General features: G+C 39.9%; 23 protein-coding genes and 1 other annotated feature. Of the genes, 12 read left to right on the forward strand and 11 right to left on the reverse strand.

What is annotated here, in order from left to right:
- The first annotated feature begins 89 nt into the window (after positions 1–89).
- From BQ5903_RS10695 to BQ5903_RS10715, 5 genes are all read left to right on the forward strand, one after another.
- Positions 90–626 carry a GNAT family N-acetyltransferase gene (locus BQ5903_RS10695; RefSeq protein ID WP_010497652.1) on the forward strand — a complete coding sequence of 179 codons (537 nt, stop codon included), beginning with the start codon at positions 90–92 and terminating at the stop codon, positions 624–626.
- 17 nt (positions 627–643) lie between these two features.
- Positions 644–1144 (forward strand): hypothetical protein, encoded by a 501-nt coding sequence (locus BQ5903_RS10700; RefSeq protein ID WP_010497654.1) that lies wholly within the window; start codon positions 644–646, stop codon positions 1142–1144.
- A complete protein-coding gene (locus tag BQ5903_RS10705; protein WP_010497656.1) occupies positions 1144–1401 on the forward strand; it encodes a hypothetical protein in 258 nt (85 codons plus the stop codon). The genes BQ5903_RS10700 and BQ5903_RS10705 overlap by 1 nt, the downstream gene beginning before the upstream one ends.
- Before the next feature lie 4 nt (positions 1402–1405).
- Complete coding sequence (locus tag BQ5903_RS10710) at positions 1406–1753, forward strand: hypothetical protein (protein WP_010497658.1); 348 nt, start codon at positions 1406–1408, stop codon at positions 1751–1753.
- A gap of 96 nt (positions 1754–1849) precedes the next feature.
- Positions 1850–2530 (forward strand): type 1 glutamine amidotransferase, encoded by a 681-nt coding sequence (locus BQ5903_RS10715; protein ID WP_079579519.1) that lies wholly within the window; start codon positions 1850–1852, stop codon positions 2528–2530.
- Positions 2531–2558: 28 nt separating this feature from the next.
- Here the strand turns inward: BQ5903_RS10715 and BQ5903_RS10720 are convergent, their stop codons facing one another.
- On the reverse strand, positions 2559–3023 hold the full coding sequence (locus BQ5903_RS10720; RefSeq protein WP_079579520.1) for an Rrf2 family transcriptional regulator: 465 nt from the start codon (positions 3021–3023) through the stop codon (positions 2559–2561).
- Positions 3024–3166: 143 nt separating this feature from the next.
- Here BQ5903_RS10720 and BQ5903_RS10725 point away from each other — a divergent pair, with 143 nt between their 5' ends.
- From BQ5903_RS10725 to BQ5903_RS10740, 4 genes are all read left to right on the forward strand, one after another.
- On the forward strand, positions 3167–4021 hold the full coding sequence (locus BQ5903_RS10725) for an NAD(P)H-binding protein (RefSeq protein ID WP_010497670.1): 855 nt from the start codon (positions 3167–3169) through the stop codon (positions 4019–4021).
- Positions 4022–4306: 285 nt separating this feature from the next.
- Positions 4307–4544, forward strand: a binding site (T-box leader).
- A 345-nt stretch (positions 4545–4889) separates the two neighbouring features.
- Positions 4890–5531, forward strand: coding sequence for an amino acid ABC transporter permease (locus tag BQ5903_RS10730; protein ID WP_056972763.1), 642 nt, complete (start codon positions 4890–4892; stop codon positions 5529–5531).
- Between the two features lie 438 nt (positions 5532–5969).
- Positions 5970–6626: an amino acid ABC transporter ATP-binding protein gene (locus BQ5903_RS10735; RefSeq protein ID WP_010497700.1), complete on the forward strand. Its 657-nt coding sequence runs from the start codon at positions 5970–5972 to the stop codon at positions 6624–6626.
- Entirely contained in the window at positions 6623–7471 is an 849-nt protein-coding gene (locus tag BQ5903_RS10740; protein WP_079579521.1) for an amino acid ABC transporter substrate-binding protein, read from the forward strand. Before BQ5903_RS10735 ends, BQ5903_RS10740 begins: the two co-directional genes overlap by 4 nt.
- Before the next feature lie 222 nt (positions 7472–7693).
- Here the strand turns inward: BQ5903_RS10740 and BQ5903_RS10745 are convergent, their stop codons facing one another.
- From BQ5903_RS10745 to BQ5903_RS10765, 5 genes are all read right to left on the reverse strand, one after another.
- Complete coding sequence (locus tag BQ5903_RS10745; RefSeq protein ID WP_010497704.1) at positions 7694–8251, reverse strand: YdhK family protein; 558 nt, start codon at positions 8249–8251, stop codon at positions 7694–7696.
- Positions 8252–8829: 578 nt separating this feature from the next.
- A complete protein-coding gene (locus BQ5903_RS10750; protein WP_010497705.1) occupies positions 8830–9096 on the reverse strand; it encodes a PspC domain-containing protein in 267 nt (88 codons plus the stop codon).
- A gap of 47 nt (positions 9097–9143) precedes the next feature.
- Positions 9144–9479 carry a PadR family transcriptional regulator gene (locus BQ5903_RS10755; protein ID WP_010497707.1) on the reverse strand — a complete coding sequence of 112 codons (336 nt, stop codon included), beginning with the start codon at positions 9477–9479 and terminating at the stop codon, positions 9144–9146.
- A 32-nt stretch (positions 9480–9511) separates the two neighbouring features.
- Entirely contained in the window at positions 9512–10459 is a 948-nt protein-coding gene (locus BQ5903_RS10760; RefSeq protein ID WP_056972346.1) for a DUF4097 family beta strand repeat-containing protein, read from the reverse strand.
- A complete protein-coding gene (locus BQ5903_RS10765; protein ID WP_056972344.1) occupies positions 10459–11073 on the reverse strand; it encodes a DUF1700 domain-containing protein in 615 nt (204 codons plus the stop codon). Before BQ5903_RS10765 ends, BQ5903_RS10760 begins: the two co-directional genes overlap by 1 nt.
- Positions 11074–11422: 349 nt before the next feature.
- Here BQ5903_RS10765 and BQ5903_RS10770 point away from each other — a divergent pair, with 349 nt between their 5' ends.
- The 3 genes from BQ5903_RS10770 (at position 11423) to BQ5903_RS12475 (ending at position 13051) form a co-directional block, all read left to right on the forward strand.
- Entirely contained in the window at positions 11423–11980 is a 558-nt protein-coding gene (locus BQ5903_RS10770; RefSeq protein WP_056972343.1) for a M15 family metallopeptidase, read from the forward strand.
- A gap of 144 nt (positions 11981–12124) precedes the next feature.
- Entirely contained in the window at positions 12125–12877 is a 753-nt protein-coding gene (locus BQ5903_RS10775) for an alpha/beta fold hydrolase (protein WP_231920860.1), read from the forward strand.
- 45 nt (positions 12878–12922) lie between these two features.
- Complete coding sequence (locus BQ5903_RS12475) at positions 12923–13051, forward strand: hypothetical protein (RefSeq protein ID WP_269148726.1); 129 nt, start codon at positions 12923–12925, stop codon at positions 13049–13051.
- Between the two features lie 208 nt (positions 13052–13259).
- Here BQ5903_RS12475 and gloA2 read toward each other — a convergent pair whose 3' ends face one another.
- The 5 genes from gloA2 to rbsD form a co-directional block, all read right to left on the reverse strand.
- Positions 13260–13640, reverse strand: coding sequence for an SMU1112c/YaeR family gloxylase I-like metalloprotein (gene gloA2, locus BQ5903_RS10780; RefSeq protein ID WP_079579522.1), 381 nt, complete (start codon positions 13638–13640; stop codon positions 13260–13262).
- A gap of 172 nt (positions 13641–13812) precedes the next feature.
- The gene (locus tag BQ5903_RS10785; RefSeq protein ID WP_056972521.1) at positions 13813–14274 is read right to left on the reverse strand and encodes a MarR family winged helix-turn-helix transcriptional regulator; all 462 of its coding nucleotides are present in this window, start codon (positions 14272–14274) and stop codon (positions 13813–13815) included.
- 69 nt (positions 14275–14343) lie between these two features.
- Positions 14344–15189, reverse strand: a complete 846-nt coding sequence (gene jag / locus BQ5903_RS10790; RefSeq protein WP_154022039.1) for an RNA-binding cell elongation regulator Jag/EloR — start codon at positions 15187–15189, stop codon at positions 14344–14346.
- A 343-nt stretch (positions 15190–15532) separates the two neighbouring features.
- Complete coding sequence (gene rbsU, locus BQ5903_RS10795; RefSeq protein WP_079579524.1) at positions 15533–16420, reverse strand: ribose/proton symporter RbsU; 888 nt, start codon at positions 16418–16420, stop codon at positions 15533–15535.
- A 102-nt stretch (positions 16421–16522) separates the two neighbouring features.
- Complete coding sequence (gene rbsD, locus BQ5903_RS10800; RefSeq protein WP_010497730.1) at positions 16523–16918, reverse strand: D-ribose pyranase; 396 nt, start codon at positions 16916–16918, stop codon at positions 16523–16525.
- Positions 16919–16934: the final 16 nt, after the last annotated feature.

The raw sequence follows: 16934 nt of genomic DNA on the forward strand, positions 1-16934 counted from the left end.
GTTAATGTTATCGTACTTACTTATTGCTAAATTTGCAATAAGTAAGTACAGTTAGTTAAAACAATAACGAAATTAGGAGATGAACTACCATGTTTACATATCAGATCGATGACGAACTCAGTCTAGCTCTCCCCCGTCCGCAAATCGACGCACAACCATTGTTTGAACTGGTTGAAAAAAGTCGTCCAGATTTGGCAACTTGGCTGCCCTGGGTCCCAGAAATGAAGAGCGTGGCGGATGAAGAAAAATTTTTAACCACAGTGCTCGAACATTTTGGCAATTCCACGTCTGTGAACTTGATCATTCGCTATCACGACCAGCCTGTCGGAATGATCAGCTTCAATCGTTTTTTACAAATGGATCAAAGTACCGAGATCGGTTACTGGCTAGCAACAAAATTCAGCGGCAATAACATCATGCACCGCGCCGTCTTAGCGATGTGTCATTTAGGCTTTGCAGACTATGCTGTCAATAAGATCGAGATCCACGCTGCCACTGACAATCCACGCAGTAACCATGTCGCACAAAAAGCCGGTTTTCATTTGAATGGCACGATCCGAGCAAGCGAACTATTAGCGGACGGTTTCCACGACGGAAACTTGTGGACAATGCTCAAAGATGAATGAAATAAGGAGTAAGTATCATGCTGAATTTAACTGTCAAAATCGAAGAGAACAACACACAGATAACTATACCAGCACATCAATTACAGCTGATGATCACGTCTGACTGTGCAGTTGCAAATTTAAAAGAAGATGGCCTTTGTTTGATCTTTGACGACCGGAAACTTGTTACGATCACTACTCTTCCACTTTCAAAAACAAAAAAGAGTCAGACAATGATCATCATTTCAATGAACGACAATACTCTTAAGCTGGATCATCTGAAATTTGGCTTAGTAAAGTTAGCTGGAAAAAATGAAAAAGCGCCTCAAATTCCGGTTGAATTTGAAGCTGCCGTGAAAAAAAAAGTTCAAGTTATTGCTTTAATTTTGGCTCAGTTTGGTTATAAGTTAAAAAGCCCTACGCCAAAAAAGCTGGCAAACCACGTCACAAATGGACTAAAGAAATTTCCACGCTCCCCTTTTACCTTGACTATCATGGTGCGACCGCCACAGTCTTTTGGCAAAAACGTTCAGAAATAGTGATCAAATCCGGGGCAAAGCTGCAAACAGAGATCCCCCTCAACAAGGACGGCTCGGTCGGTTTTTCCGCTCGCTTTGCTCAAAAACTACGAATCGAACATGAGAATGAAATTACTGGAAAGCAGACAGTTGCCGATATTGTGTTAAAAAGTCCCAATGAGGTTGGCTTGTTTTTATACTTTGGCGGGACCAACAGTTGGCTGCAACTTAAAGACAAAGACGGCAGAACACTAGATAGCTGGAGTAAGGTCGAATAAAAATATGAAGATTAAAACCACAGCATTTTTATCAGTTGGGGTAATACTTGCCTTAAGCGCAGCACTATTTGTGTATTCAGGCTCATATATTTCCTATGAGCTAAACGATCAGATCAATACTATGCTTGAAAAACAAGATCATACCAAGCTCACCAAGTTAGCGGCAAATAAAAAAACAGCTAATTTGTTAACCAACTTGAGTCCAAAAACTAAATGCAGCAACACTTCTGATCCTCAAGGCGGTACCAGAAACAAGCTGGCATTCGCCACTAACTTGCACCAAAAAACGATCGGTGTTGATATGAAAAAGATAGGCATACTACGGTGGAAAGTGGCTCAGATATATCAGTGACCGTTGGCTATTGATGTATCTGAGAACAAAACTAAAATATGATCATCAATTTAATTACAACAATAAATTATTTTACAAACAAAAAGAGGTAATTTCATGCGGATCAATATCTTACAACACACACCTAATGAAGGTCCAGGTTCCATTTTAGATTGGGCCCAATTACACGGGCATCAAACTTATATTTACCATCCATATCAATTCGGTTATCTGCCGCAGGCATCAGAAACTGACATGCTGGTAATTTTGGGTGGACCAATGAGCCCAAACGATGATTTGACATGGATCAAGGAAGAACGTCACTTGATCCAGCAGTTGCTAAACAATGACACGCCAATGTTTGGAGCTTGCTATGGCGCACAACAAATTACGAAAACCTTGGGCTATCCTGTCATCAAGGCACCAGCTAAGGAAGTCGGTTGGGCGCCCGTTTACCTGCAAGCTAATGTCATTTCTGGTATTCCAGAAAAATTAACAGCCTTGCACTGGCATGAAGAAATGTTTGAGATACCTGCACAAGCTCAACTACTTTTTTCCAGTTCTCATCTCAAGAATCAAGTATTCGTGATGAACCACCGCATTGTTGGCTTGCAATTCCACTTTGAACCGCAAAGTGACAACGTACGCGAGATGGTCGTCAACGACTTCCCCTATATCAAAGGAACTGTGCTTCAACAAACAGCTGCCGATATTTTGAATACTCCAGTACCAGCAGAAAATAAAAATGTGATGTTTAAAATTCTTGATTATATTATGGAAGGAGCCAGTCTTGAATAACCATTTTATTGGAACAAGCCTCAGCAGATCACAAGAATTTTGCCACGATGTCTTGATTTCCCCGCTTTTTTTTCACCTCAATAGTTGCCAGCTGATGCAAAACAGTACCTAAAGAAATTTGCTTCATTTTTTCTTCAACCGTTGTTTGCAAAAGAGCGTAGTCATCTTGCAAAATTTCTTGAATATTCCCCCCTACTACACACTTGGGTTCCGTATTCGTATCCACCTGAAATAGTTCTTTATTATCCAAGCTTTGATAGATATCATAAAAAGAGATCTCATTGACATCTTTGGCAACGGCTGGCTGTGCTCGCCCATTTGTGGTCTTGATCAAGCCGGCATTCCTGAGATTACCCATTATCTTGCGGACGTTAGTGGGATTGGTCTGCACGCTTTCTGCGATATCTTTACTAGATAACCGATCCGTATTTTGAAATATAGCAATATAAGAAATAATATGCACTGTGTCACTAAATTGAATAGAATTTTTCATACGTTTTTTATTCCCCCAGAAAGTTAATTACTATTTCTAATTGCAAATTCTTGACTATTTATCTTTGAGTCTTTATTATAAACCTGTATATTTTAAATATACAGTTATTTATTCTAACAGCCAAAATGAAAGGATGTAACAATATGAGTATTTTAGTGACAGGTGCAACAGGCGGTTTTGGAACTTATGCTTTAGCTGCCTTAAAAAAATTAGTTCCTCAAGATGAGATCTTCGCTTTAGCCAGAAGTGAGGAGAAAGCTGCACAGCTTAGAGAAAACGGCTTCTCTGTTAAAATCGCAACTTACGATGACCCAACATCTTTAGAACAAGCTTTTCATGGCATAGATAGATTACTATTCGTATCTAGCAGTGAAATTGGGCGTCAACCACAACATAAAAATGTCATTGATGCTGCCCAAAAAACCGGTATCTCATACATTGCTTACACAAGTTTTGGCAAAGCAGACACATCAACTAGCCCACTGGCACAAGACCACGCATACACTGAAAAGTTGATCCTTGAGTCAGGGATCGACCATACTTTCTTGCGTAATAATTGGTACCTTGAAAACGAAGGCGGCGTAATTACTTCTGCCTTAAAAACTGGTAAGTTTATCCACGCTGGCGGTGAAGGCAAAGCCGGCTGGGGTCTGAAACGTGAATTTGCAGAATTAGCCGCTCGGGCTGTTTCGGGTAAATTTGATTTTCCAAGTATTCTTGAAGTTGGTGGCCCGCTGCTGACCTATCAACAATTAGCCGAAGCTTTAGAAAAAGTATCTGGCAAAAAATTTGACTTCATTACAACTGACGCTGACACGGTTTCACAATTTCTTCAAGATAATGCAGACTTACCTAAAGATGCGGCTGACTTTACTGCTTCCTCACAGGAGATCGTTAAGAGCGGTAGTTTGGCTGTTGAACCTGATGATATGGAAAAATATTTAGGTAAACCATTATCGTCTACACAAGATGCTTTAAAAGAACTTTTTATTAAGTAAAAACAACATTTTTCAGACAAAAAGTGGACTGCAGATAGTAGCTATCTTTACAGTCCGCTTTTTTATTTGAAAAAATTCAGAAGTCGTAAAACAAAACCATCGACCATTTTATTATCTTGTTTTTTAGTCTAATGATTCCGTATGTTAATTTAAAATCGTGGAATCAACAACCATTTAATTCAGTTGCAAATAGTGCTTTTGCAAGGCAAAAGATGTAATTAATTAAAAATTTTGAATTGACTTCTCACTTTTGGCCTTTATAATTGAAAATAACTTGAATAATAACTAAAAGCTATGAGCAGACTAGTAATTACATACACATTTAGAGAGTACTCGGTGCTGGAAAGAGTATATGTCAGTTTGTAATGAATCACACCTGTCAGTTGATTTTCTGAATTTGATAAAAGTAAGAAATTCCGGGACGCCCCGTTAGTGCATGAGTTTGAGTAAATTAAACTCTGTGAGGTCGTTTGTGTGAACAAACGATGAACATGAGGTGGAACCGCGAGTAGTCGTCCTCTTAGGCCTAGTGCCTAAGGACGGCTTTTTATTTTATCACGGTAATTTAAACAAACTCACTGAGTTTATCTGTGTGAGCAGATAATAAATACGAGGTGGGACCACGACAAAAGTCGTCCTCTGTGTCAATTATGGCATGGAAGACGACTTTTTTTATTACTTAAATTTCGCAAGTTTTGCAGCCGAATTACTCTGTTCAGTTTTAGTAGTCGAGCTCCTCAAGCCAAAACTTTCCGCACAATCAACTCCGACATCATAACAAGAAAATCTCTTGTCATAATGCCCGAGTCCCTTGGTGCTCGAATTTTCCCGGCTTGTTCCGCTATGTTTTTCAATAGGAGGTTACTTTATGAATTATATTGAACAAATTGCACCATCTTTACTTTCCGGGGCTTGGATGTCCCTTAAAATATTTTTATGGACATTAGTTGCCTCGATTCCATTGGGCGTTATCGTTAGTCTGGGGCTTCTTTCCAAATTTAGTCCTCTACGAGCTATTTTAAAATTTTATGTTTGGATCATGCGTGGGACCCCATTATTGCTCCAACTAATTTTTATTTTTTATGGTCTGCCGATCATCGGGATCATTTTCCAACGTTATGATGCTGCGCTATGTGCTTTTATCTTGAACTACACGGCTTATTTCGCGGAAATTTTTCGTGGTGGTTTTCAAGCAATTCCCGAGGGACAGTTTGAAAGTGCTAAAGTATTGCGCTTAACTAGGTGGCAAACATTGCTGCATGTTGTGATCCCTCAAGTTATCAAGATAGTGATCCCATCGATCGGCAACGAAGTCGTGAACTTAGTTAAAGATACCTCACTCGTATACGTTATCGGTCTCGGTGACCTCTTACGAGCCGGTAATGTTGCAACAGCTCGAGACGTAACATTACTTCCACTTGTTTTAGTTGGTGTAATTTATCTTGCCATGACCGGTGTTGCTTCATATGCACTTCGAAAAGTTGAACAGCATTACGCCAAGTGGAGATAGAAATGGTTAAAGTAAGACAGTAAGACTTGATCCGAATTCCCTTGCTGTCATGTTGCAACCTATTTTCATTGTCGGGCTGCTCAAGTCCTACCGGCTTACTTCGCCCTGTGATTTAGTTGGGTTCCGTGAACCAAATGTCTGTGTCTAGCTAACTTCAACAACAAGTCGTAAAAACCACGACTTATCGTTAAAGTCCGCTAGTGTTCGACTTTTACCCGGTCCACTCCACCCTGTTTTTTTAGTCGGATTCCGAAAACCAAGACTTTCCGCTTATCCAACCTATGTGTTACATCGCTAAAAAACGCAATTTAACACATGGGTCCGATAACGCTCGAGCCTTAAGCGGTTTTCTTCGCCCTGTTTTCTAGTTGGGTTCCGTGAACCAAATGTCTGTGCCTAGCCAACTTTTACACCCTGTTTTAAAAAAGGAGGATCCTTATGCTTGAATTGAAAAATATTACGAAAAAATTTGGTGAACGTACCATTCTTGATAACTTAAATCTTCAGATCCCTGACGGTGAGATCCTTGCCATCGTTGGTCCTTCCGGTGCAGGTAAAACTACCTTGCTTCGTTGTTTAAGCGGTCTTGAGATCCCTGAAAGCGGCTCTTTTTTGCTAAACGGTCAACCCTTTGACCCAGCAGGTCCAGCAAGTGCCGAACAAATCATTGGTGTCGTTTTTCAAGACTACCAACTTTTTCCTAATTTGACAGTCTTGCAAAACATTACCTTAGCACCAAAACTGGTTTTAAAGCAAAACGAAAAAGATGCTCAAAAAAAAGCCGAAAAATTGCTGCAAAAATTAGATCTCGCTGGAAAAGAAGAGCTGTACCCGTATCAATTATCCGGTGGTCAACAGCAACGTGTCGCTATCGTTCGTGCCTTAGCGATGGAACCACGAGTTTTATGTTACGACGAACCAACATCGGCCTTAGATCCAGCCTTAAGGGAAAAAGTCGGTGAGATCATCTTAAGCTTGAAAAATGAAAAAATGACTCAAGTGATCGTGACCCATGATATGGATTTTGCCAAACAAACTGCTGATAAAGTCTTTACCGTCAATGCACTGGATGCCTTAGGAGGCGACTCTGTTTGAAAAAGAAAAAACTACTGACGACTTTTCTAGCACTAGTATGCTGTATATTGATTTTAACTGGTTGCGGCATCTCTGTTGGAAAAAAGGCAGATCAAACTGACAACTGGACCAAGATTCAAAAACGCGGTTATGTGACGATCGGGGTGGACGACACCTTTGTTCCGATGGGGTTTCGTCAAAAAAACGGTCAACTAGTCGGTTACGATATTGACCTGGCTAAAGCTGTTTTTAAACTATATGGCATCAAGACTAACTTCCAAACGATCGACTGGTCAATGAATGCTACCGAATTAAAAAATGGCACGATCGATCTAATTTGGAACGGGCTGACCAAAACGCCAGAACGCCAAGCAAAAATGGCCTTTAGCGACACCTATTTGCGCAACGACCAAGTGTTGGTTTCGTTGAAGAAAGACCACATTGATTCCTACACTGCTATGCAAGGAAAAATTCTGGGAGCACAAACAGGCTCTTCAGGTTCCAATGATATCAACAAATACCCGCAGCTTTTGAAAAATCGGATCAAAGACCACGATCCCATACTTTACGACTCATTTACAAATGCCTTCATTGATTTAAATTCAGGACGGATCCAGGGGTTATTGATCGATAGCAGCTATGCCGATTACTACATTGCCCACCAAAAAAATCCTGCAGATTTTAAGACGATCCGCGGTGCATTTCCACCCGAACAATTCGGCGTTGGCATGCGGAAAAGTGATGTCACAATGAAAAAACAGATCAACCGCGGCTTAAAAAAACTTGCTAAAGACGGAACTTTAGAAAAAATCAACCAGAAGTGGTTCGGGGATAAAGCCGACTCGCCTTTACTAAAAAATCAATAAAACAAAACCATTACCCTCTTCATCATTTAGGATAATGGTTTTTGTTTGCACAAATGTGACTCTATCACAAATTGAGCACTTTTATAGTTAGTTAATTTTTGAAAAAATAACTTGGTTAGGTTTCAAATTTACAGCTATTACTTCCGCTGTCTTTTGATTGCAGATTCCATCATAGGACTAATTTAACAAATCGAAACCTTTAAAAACAAACTTTCAGGTTACCTAACGTTTTTCGATCTCATCTTCTGCAACCCATTTGTGGTTAGTGACCTTTTTATCCCCGTTCGTTGGTTGATAGTTCACTATATAAGCCGGACCGCGCCTGATCTCAACGATCGTTGCCGAACTGTTTTTCATTCCAGGCATGTGGTCAGCACTTAAGGTCACCTTGTCACCTTTTTTGTACTCTTTGCGGTTACCTTCGATTTCATCGTTTGTGACCCACTTATGATCTTTAACAACTTTCTTGTCCGTCGTTGACTTATAATTTACTGCATACAATTTTGAATCATAAGCGTTTACGATCGTGGCAGCGGCGCCCTTCATACCTTCCATATGATCAGCACTTAATTTAACTTTAGTCCCGATTGCATATTTTGGATGTTTAGCCTTCTTTAAACCACTCACTTTTTTCGAATTTGAATGCTTATGCATCTCCATTTTTTCAGATGAATGACTGTGAGAAGATGAGTTTTTGTTTTGAGAAGACGTACTGGAACAGCCTACCACTAAAATCAACATTACTACTGCTGTGCATAAATACTGTACTAATCTTTTCAACTTTTCCACTCCTTTGTAGTCGAATTTTTCTGCTCTGTTTTTGTAGTCGGGCTCTGCAAGCAAGAAGTTCCGTCTATCTCACTTTCACAGTACAGTGCAAAAAACGCACTATACTATTAAAGCCCGATATACTCGCTTCTTCCCGCTTGCCTCCGCCCTGTTTTTGTAGTCGGGCTCTGCAAGTAAGAAGTTCCGTCTATCTCACTTTCACAGTACAGTGCAAAAAACGCACTATACTATTAAAGCCCGATATACTCGCTTCTTCCCGCTTGCCTCCGCCCTGTTTTTGTAGTCGGGCTCTGCAAGTAAGAAGTTCCGTCTAAACAACTTTCACACTATATTGCCAAGTGCACAATATAACGAGAAAACTTGCTAGTGCTCAACTTTTAACCGATTCGCTCTGGTTTTATATCGCCAGAAACACACTATGCTTTTCCTGCCCTAACCATATCGAAGAATTGAATAATTGACAATCAATTACCCTTAAAAAATGACGCGCTATAAAGACACTTGCTCACTCTACCTAAAAAAGCTTCCCCACACGCATGTGAGGAAACTTTTTGGTAAGTTGTGAATCTTTATTTTTCTCTAAATTCGCCCTCGATCACTGAATCATCGTCATCATCGGACTGACCGCCATTTCCTTGAGTTGGATCAGGCATGACCATCGCAGCGATCACATATAAGACCACTCCGGAAACAACCGTCCCAGGGAAGATGATCAAGAATGCCCCGATCAACCGAACAATTGTCTTATCCCAACCAAAATATTCAGCAATCCCACCAAACACACCACTTACGATCTTATCCGACGACTTCGTCAATTGTTTTTTCTTTTTAGCCATTAGAGCCACTCCTTTGTTGGTTTTACGCGCCATTAAGTTTTATCTTTCTAAGCCTGTCGAGCTGAATCATGTTCTTTATCTGGAATAAAAACTTGATCCAAGCTGTTTTTATAATCAGTCCACATTTTATAGACTTGTTCTAAATGCTTTTCACCACTATCAGTTATTTGGTAATACCTGCGATTCCTGCCTTGAAATGGCTGGTCATAAGTTGTCAAATAGCCATCCTTTTTCAATCGACGAAGTACAGGATACATCGTCGATTCTGAAATTGATATTGCCTTTTGCATTTCTTGTGTTAATGCATAACCATAATAATCTTCACGGTTCAACAAGGCTAAGACCAGTCCGTCAAGCAGATCAGCGGTCACTTGAATTTTCATAAGCAATGCTTCCTTTCTTTGATAAACCCTGCTTAACGTACCGTGTTGTCTCCATCAGAATTTTTAACTATTACCACATTTTGTGTTGTACCGCTGTGAATATGCCCGCTTTCAGAGCTATTACCGAATACCGTATTATCCCCATCAGAGTTTGTCACATCGAAACCGCCTGCGTTGACATTTCTTAACACATTATCGCCATCAGAGTTAGTCAATGAATAGCCGCGTGTTACTGTACTTTCGGTAATATTGACATCACCTTCAGAAACATTTGCTTTACCGCCATCTAACGCCACATTGTGCATGCTGATATCACCATCATCTTGCTGGAGCTCAACATTTCTTAAAGCTCCATTTTGCACATCAATGTCTGAATCTTCGCTGGTAACTAATCCGCCCAGCAAGTTCGTATTTTCCAAATAAACATCGCCATCACGCATTTCAATATTTGTAGTATCAACATTCAAATTACTCAATTTTAAGGAACCATCGGAACCGATAGCTTCTAAGTTAGCAATACTAATTCCTTGCATGTGAGTATCACCATAGTTATTGAGATTGCGGATCTTTTTAAGTTTAACGTTATCTGGAATATAGACCGTTAATTTATTACTTACATCTTGGCTATAGTCAAACCAGCGAAAACCGATAAACCCATTTTTTTCGGTTGAGCCTTTTTGACGAACTGTCAAACGGCCATTTAAGACCTTAACGCTTGGGCGTGCACTTTTCCGGCCATGATATTGTACCCGATAAGCATCACCCCGTCTGATCGTAACATCGGCATTGCTAGTAGCCACATCGACTTGATCAAAATCAGCAACAGCGTAATCCTTTTGAAAATCAGGTTTGGTACTATAAACCATTGGACGCCAACCATTAAAAACCACATTTTTGGCACCGTGAGCAAAACCACCGATCAACAAGAACAGCAATCCGACTGCTAAGACGACCCAGCCCCATTTAAATGCTTTTTTCATTATGCTCTGCCCCCTTTACGATTTCCGTACTTGCGGTAAACGAAACGGGAAAAATTAGCGATCCCTTGGATAACAGCCGCACATAACCAATATAAGATCGGGATCACGATCATTAAAGCAGCAGCTGCACTCAAAGCGCCGCCAATATAAAACAGACCCACAAATGGTGCTGTAAATAGTAAACCTAATCCGGCATACAAAGCCATTCCCGCGACCACGACCGCAGCGGCGATCATTACTACTAAACTGATCACAATTGCTAGCAATATAGCACCTACAACTATCAACGCAATTAAAACAAAGAATCCGATCGCCAGTGTAAACGGCGAGGTAATGATCGCTAAAGCTATCAACCAGATCATTTTTGAATTAGACGATGGTGAAGCAAAGCGGCTGCTTTTAGTTTCTTTTTCACTTTGTTTGATCGAACGATCTGCAAGGATCGTTCGGCTTAATTGACGTGGAGTACCCAATTTGCGCTCAATTTCTTCTCGAGTTTCCAAACCGGCATCAGATAAGTATTCATCATAGTATTCTAGGACACTTTTCTTTTCTTCATCGCTTAAACCACTCAAGTAATCTTCTAAGTCAACTAGATACCTTGCTTTATCCATAATTACTCCCCCCTGTACCTAACTAATTTATGCTTAAGTTAGTTCTTTTTTACTTTATGACAATATTATATGACATATAATATTAAAAGTAAAGCAATAATGTGCAACTCTATTAAATTTACATATAACTACAGTTAGCAATAAGTCTCTATCTGCTAGATTCAGCCTTATTATTGCAAGTCTCAAAAGTCTTCTCAAGTAAAAGCACTTTTAAAAAACAATTATTATGAATCAGACATTATTTCGAGTAAAATAGTATTATATATGAGAAAAGAGATTAGAAAGAAGTACCTTACAGTAATAAAAATAACTAATTTTTTGGGGTAAAAATGAAAGCGAGGTATTTTTTATGGATGCTGAATTGACCGGTTTTACCAATGTCCAAAAACTTGATCCTGATATTATCGTAGATTTGCGCTACGCCACTACTAATAACTTCACAGGTAAAGTGGTTTACGATTTTTCAACTGCTATTGCACGCACAGGAACGGCTCGTAAACTTGCCGTGGCCAACTCGATCGTTAAAGAACAAGGCTACCGATTAAAAATCTGGGACGCTTTTCGTCCATCAAGTGCTCAGAAAAAATTGTTTGATGTTTACCCGGATCCTGAGTTCGTTGCACCGCCCGATCCAAATTACAGCCACCAAAAAGGAGTCACCTTTGATTTGACTTTGGCGTTTGCAAATGGGGAAGAATGCCCGATGCCGACCGGCTTCGATGATTTTACAGGAATGGCGCGCCGTTCATCAAAATGGCCAAAGGAAGCTGCTAAATATCATAAAATTTTAGATGACGCAATGAAACAAGCAGGATTTATCGGTTACGAAAGTGAATGGTGGGATTTCCGTGACTCTCAGATGGATGAGTATGGCCCACTCCAAGCTGACCCCAATGATTATAAATAATTGATCATATTTAATTTTTAAGCAGTTGTTATTATTCATAGCGGCTGCTTTTTTGCTGCTATAATAAGCTTTGACATTGGCAAAATGAGTAAAATCAACGTATGATAAAAGTGTTGAAAACCAACAAAAGCAGGAGGTAATTTTATGCAGCGTCAGTTAACGCGCAAAAAAATCAAATTAAAAAGTATTAAAATGGCATACTATGATGAAGGCGCTGGAACTCCGATCATCTTACTCCACGGTTTTCCTGATTCCGCTGATGTATGGCGCAATATCGCCCCTATTTTGATCAAAGATGGTTACCGGATCATTGCCCCAGATCTGCGCGGCTTCGGCGAATCAGAGGCGCCGATTGCTTGCGGAAGCTATAAAATCAAATACTTAATTCAAGACATCATCGAACTTAAAAAGAGTTTGGCATTAGATGGTCCGATCAAGTTGGTAGGACACGACTGGGGCTCGCTTCTGGGTTGGTGTTTGATAACTTTTTACCCTGAACATTTCAGTTCTTTTGTCCCGCTTTGCGTCGGTCATCCGCGTGCTTACTTAAATGATGGCGGTTTTGAGCAACAACAAAAGGGCTGGTATACCATGGCCTTTCAAACAGCAGGCTTTGCGGAAAAAATGTTTTCGCAAAATGATTGGGCTGTGCTCCGTTTATTTAGCGAAAACAACCCCGAAGTTGATTCTAACTGGATCCCTGATTTGAGTCGTCCCGGACGATTCACAGCGGCCTTGAATCTATATCGTGCTAATCTTAAACCGCAAAAAATTAAAGTTGCTTTCCCACCAACTCAGGTTCCAGTTTTTGGCATTTTTGGGAAAGATGATCTTTATCTCAGCGAAGCACAAATGGCAGCTTCAGGAAAATACGTTGGTGGAAATTTCTCGTGGTAGTCTATCAAAGGCGGACACTGGTTACCCCTTGAAAAGCCAGAATTAGTGGCAGAGTTGATCACCAATTTTTATGCTCTGCCCTTGCCTGCTATCAAGCATAATCTGAAAACATCCGAAGCAAAAACATGGGAAGGGATATTACACGTTGCTAAAAAAATTACCAAGCAAAACTAACACTTGACCCAAAAACTTCTATGTTCAAATCAATTAGTCCTAAGTCGAAGAGAATTTAGTCCGAAAGTAACGTAATTAAACTCAAGTCAAGCCAACGCAAGCCTTTGCCTCAAGAAACTCGGATCTTCAAAATAATATTAAAATGAAAATTGGGATGCAGTAGTCAAAAATTGATGTTCTGCATCCCATCTTCATTATAAAAAATTTCTTACTCATGCAACTCTAGTGGCAAACGATCTGGGTCAAAGAAAAAGGTCATCTTTTCTCCAGTGAAATCATCGCGGCGCACTGACTCACAATCGATCCCACGTGTGGCTAAATCACGAACCGCCTGCTCGATGTCAGCGACTTTAAATGCCAGATGACGCAATCCTAATGCTTCCGGATCAGTTAGACGTGCGGGTGCCGTTGCTTTGATAAAAAGTTCTATTACAAAGCTTCCGCCATTTAAGTGAAATAAGACATCATTTTTTTCTGGACGTTCATGGCGATCCTGGATTGTGAAACCGAGTTTATTAACGTAAAAATCCACTGCTTGCTGTTCATCATGGCAAATAATAGCAAGATGATCGATCTTTTCAAATAACAATTCATTTTCCTCCTTGCAAAAACAGCAAGTCCCCACAACGAGGACCTGCTGTTTGATAATCAAGCTATTCAAGCCAGAACATTCCACCAATCAACTCCAAACACAAGAAAAACACTTGTCATATAAGAGTCCTTTGGTATTCGAGTTTTCCCGGCTTGCTCCACTCTGTTTTTTAGCGACTTTCCAAAGTTTCATCAACTTTTTTGATTTTTTGTCCGATCGACTTAACAGTCTCAACGCTATTCTGATATTCAGGATAAGTCATATCGATCGAGTCCAGACATGTTTTGATCTGATTCTTGATCACATTTTCGTTATCAACGGCCTTCTTGGTCAATTCAATGTAAACTTTACGACCGTCTTCAGGAACGTGAGTCCGTGTGAACCATTCGTCTTTTTCCATCCGTTTCAATAATGGTGTCAAAGTACCCGTGTCCAGTTTCAAACGAGCACCGATCTCTTTGATCATCATTGGACGTTTCTCTTCCCACAAAACTAACAAAGTTAAGTATTGTGGATAGGTCAAGTTAAAGTCCCTTAAAGACTCTGAATAAAACTTCGTATAAAATTTTTGTGCCGAATAAATCGCAAAACAAAGCTCGTTTTCAATATGCTCTGGTTTATATTCTTTCATGGAAATTCTCCTCTTTATAAATAATCAGGCTCATATAAGAGTTCCAACTATCAACAACTGATCATTTGACTATTGCGGATCGACTACGACTGCTCGACGTGGTTCGTTACCCCTAGAATACGTTTTAACATGCTCATTATCTGCCAAACTAGTGTGGATCACTTTGCGTTCCAGTGCTGGCATTGGATCTAACGTGATCGGTTTACCTGCGGCAATTGCATCACGAGCCGTTTTCTGTGCCAAATGCGACAAAGTTTCCGCCCGCCGATCGCGATAATTAGCAACATCTAAAATTACGCGAACACGGCGACGCACACGTTTATCCAAAAAGTCTTGCGCTAATAGCTGTAGCGAATTTAGATTCTTACCGCGTTTGCCGATCAGCAAACCTTCTTGTTCTGTCTCAAAGTCATAATAAACTGTATGTTTTTCAGGTGTAACATTGATCGTCGCACTGATACCCATTTTTTTCGTGACCTCTGCCAAGTAATTACCCAGATCCACTAGTACATCTTCAAATGATGTATCAGGTTTTTCTTGAGCCTTAGCTGAAACTGATGCAGCTTTTGACTGTTGTTTAGGTGCTGCTTTAACCTGCTTTTTTTGTACACTAGACTTTTCTTTTTGTGCCTGATCAGCTGTAGCTTCTTTTACAGCCTGATACTTTGGCCTATTCTCTTTTTCTGGAGCCGACTTTTCAGATCGTTTTGCTTGTTTAACAGTTACTTCAACTGCGGCCAATTTTTTCCCGATCCCTAAAAAACCTTTTTTACCTTTTGAAATAACATGAACGTCAACTTGTGCACGGGTTACATGTAAGTCAGTCAAACCTGCAGAAAGCGCTTCTTCAACTGAATTTCCTTCATATTTCGTCGGTGTTCCCTCCTGTCTTTTATATATTATTTCTTCTTCCAAAAATAACCGCATGAAAGCGCGGTTAACATATTTTAGTATACCACAACATACTTCAAATGATGCACAGATTTTAGAATTGTCAACCCCATAAAAAACTATGAGTATCATAAATTATTGTATTCTAACATAAGAACTATTTTTTGTGAAATGTTAATCAAGTTGATTAATTACGCATCAAGAAATTATTATCCTTTTCAGTGTAAAAAACACAAAATAACCCATTGTCTGATCTCATTTTCCAGTTTAACAAAAGCTCGTATTTTTCCTGGTTTCCCTAGGCAAAATACGAGCTTTTTTTCTTTGCTCAATTGACACCAAGCAACTAACTAGTGTCATTGATCTACTAAATAAATTCAGTTACCGCTGCTGCTAAAACAATAATTATCAAACCAATGACCGTGATCGTCATTTCCTTTTTGGTTTTCTTTTGACCCAAGAACCAAATACCCGTCAAGGTTGCCAGGATCACTGAGGTCTGTGACAAAACAAAACCTGTAGCCAAACCATTCATATCCGGTTGAGCTGAGATCAAGTATGTCAAAGCACCAAAAGCAAAGAAGAATCCTGCGATGATCTGCTTATATGACAAACTATCCTTCAAAGGCTTTTCTCCTTGTCCTTTGAACGTCATGATGATCCCATAGACGATACCAACAAGAAGCATACCGATAGATTGCGGCAAGAAAGCATGCATGCCGTCAATATGGGCTGCTTGCGGCGCTTCTGAATATGCCCAATACCCAATTTCACCAATTGCTAACCATAAAACGGCTTTTTTCAAATAGCCTGATTTTTCAGAAGTTTTATGTTCTGACCAAACTGTCATATATACTCCGATAATAATTGCAACCAAAGCCAAAATCCCGATAATTTTGCTGGTAACACCATGCCAATCACCTAAGTAAAATGCACCCCAAAGAGAAGCACCCAACAACTGAAAAGCTGTCGTAATAGGCATAGCACGTGAAGAACCAACCAAACCAAATGACATAAAAGTAACGATCTGTGCACAAGCCCAACCAACACCAGAAATAATTGATAATACTATAGCTGAACCACTTGGCATTGGAATTCCCTGTACCCAAGCAAAGATCACTGCAAAGATAAAGGTACCAGCCGTGGCACCTAAAATTTGGTGCGATGGTTTGCCGCCAATTTTAGAAGCAATCGTTGGAAACAAGCCCCAACCTAGTAAAGGACCAAGGCCTACTAAAAGTGCTACTGCATTCATTATTTATCCTCCTGCTCAAACGAAACAAAAATTTTGTCTCTTTCTTTTCTCTCATTAGTCCTCCATATCTGACCTCTCTAAATCAGACATGCAGCAAATCCGTTAAAATACGACATTACTTTCCAACATAATATTGGCAAAAGGTGTCATTTCACCAGTTCTAACAAAGGCTTTGCAGTCTTTCAGGTCTGACTTCAATTCTTCATGAGTGATGAATTCAATTGGTGTTTCTGGCAAACGTTCTTTGATCTGTTTCAACATATCTGGATTTTCAGTCTTGATCTCTTCAGCCAAATAGATTTTTTGAATTTCCAATTCTTCCAAGACATTGTTTAAGACATCCATGAAACTTGGGATCCCACGAGTAACAGATAAGTCGATCTTTTCAGTCCCATCTGGAACTGGAGTACCTGCATCGCCAATGGCTAATTTGTCAAAATGCCCCATTTGTGAAATTACCCGTGATAGATTCGAATTGATAACTGCTGTCTTTTTCATGAACTATACTTCCTTC

The organism is Ligilactobacillus acidipiscis, assembly GCF_900116935.1.
Lineage (GTDB): Bacteria > Bacillota > Bacilli > Lactobacillales > Lactobacillaceae > Ligilactobacillus > Ligilactobacillus acidipiscis.

Excerpts from the sequence above, each read along its gene's own strand:
- rbsU (WP_079579524.1), bottom strand. The coding sequence starts at position 16,420 with ATGAATGCAGTAGCACTTTTAGTAGGCCTTGGTCCTTTACTAGGTTGG.
- BQ5903_RS10770 (WP_056972343.1), top strand. The coding sequence starts at position 11,423 with ATGGATGCTGAATTGACCGGTTTTACCAATGTCCAAAAACTTGATCCT.
- BQ5903_RS10755 (WP_010497707.1), bottom strand. The coding sequence starts at position 9,479 with ATGAAAATTCAAGTGACCGCTGATCTGCTTGACGGACTGGTCTTAGCC.
- BQ5903_RS10735 (WP_010497700.1), top strand. The coding sequence starts at position 5,970 with ATGCTTGAATTGAAAAATATTACGAAAAAATTTGGTGAACGTACCATT.
- rbsD (WP_010497730.1), bottom strand. The coding sequence starts at position 16,918 with ATGAAAAAGACAGCAGTTATCAATTCGAATCTATCACGGGTAATTTCA.
- BQ5903_RS10710 (WP_010497658.1), top strand. The coding sequence starts at position 1,406 with ATGAAGATTAAAACCACAGCATTTTTATCAGTTGGGGTAATACTTGCC.
- BQ5903_RS10700 (WP_010497654.1), top strand. The coding sequence starts at position 644 with ATGCTGAATTTAACTGTCAAAATCGAAGAGAACAACACACAGATAACT.
- BQ5903_RS10765 (WP_056972344.1), bottom strand. The coding sequence starts at position 11,073 with ATGGATAAAGCAAGGTATCTAGTTGACTTAGAAGATTACTTGAGTGGT.
- BQ5903_RS10720 (WP_079579520.1), bottom strand. The coding sequence starts at position 3,023 with ATGAAAAATTCTATTCAATTTAGTGACACAGTGCATATTATTTCTTAT.
- BQ5903_RS10730 (WP_056972763.1), top strand. The coding sequence starts at position 4,890 with ATGAATTATATTGAACAAATTGCACCATCTTTACTTTCCGGGGCTTGG.
- BQ5903_RS10715 (WP_079579519.1), top strand. The coding sequence starts at position 1,850 with ATGCGGATCAATATCTTACAACACACACCTAATGAAGGTCCAGGTTCC.
- BQ5903_RS10750 (WP_010497705.1), bottom strand. The coding sequence starts at position 9,096 with ATGGCTAAAAAGAAAAAACAATTGACGAAGTCGTCGGATAAGATCGTA.
- BQ5903_RS10725 (WP_010497670.1), top strand. The coding sequence starts at position 3,167 with ATGAGTATTTTAGTGACAGGTGCAACAGGCGGTTTTGGAACTTATGCT.
- BQ5903_RS10785 (WP_056972521.1), bottom strand. The coding sequence starts at position 14,274 with ATGAAAGAATATAAACCAGAGCATATTGAAAACGAGCTTTGTTTTGCG.
- BQ5903_RS10760 (WP_056972346.1), bottom strand. The coding sequence starts at position 10,459 with ATGAAAAAAGCATTTAAATGGGGCTGGGTCGTCTTAGCAGTCGGATTG.
- BQ5903_RS10695 (WP_010497652.1), top strand. The coding sequence starts at position 90 with ATGTTTACATATCAGATCGATGACGAACTCAGTCTAGCTCTCCCCCGT.
- BQ5903_RS10775 (WP_231920860.1), top strand. The coding sequence starts at position 12,125 with ATGCAGCGTCAGTTAACGCGCAAAAAAATCAAATTAAAAAGTATTAAA.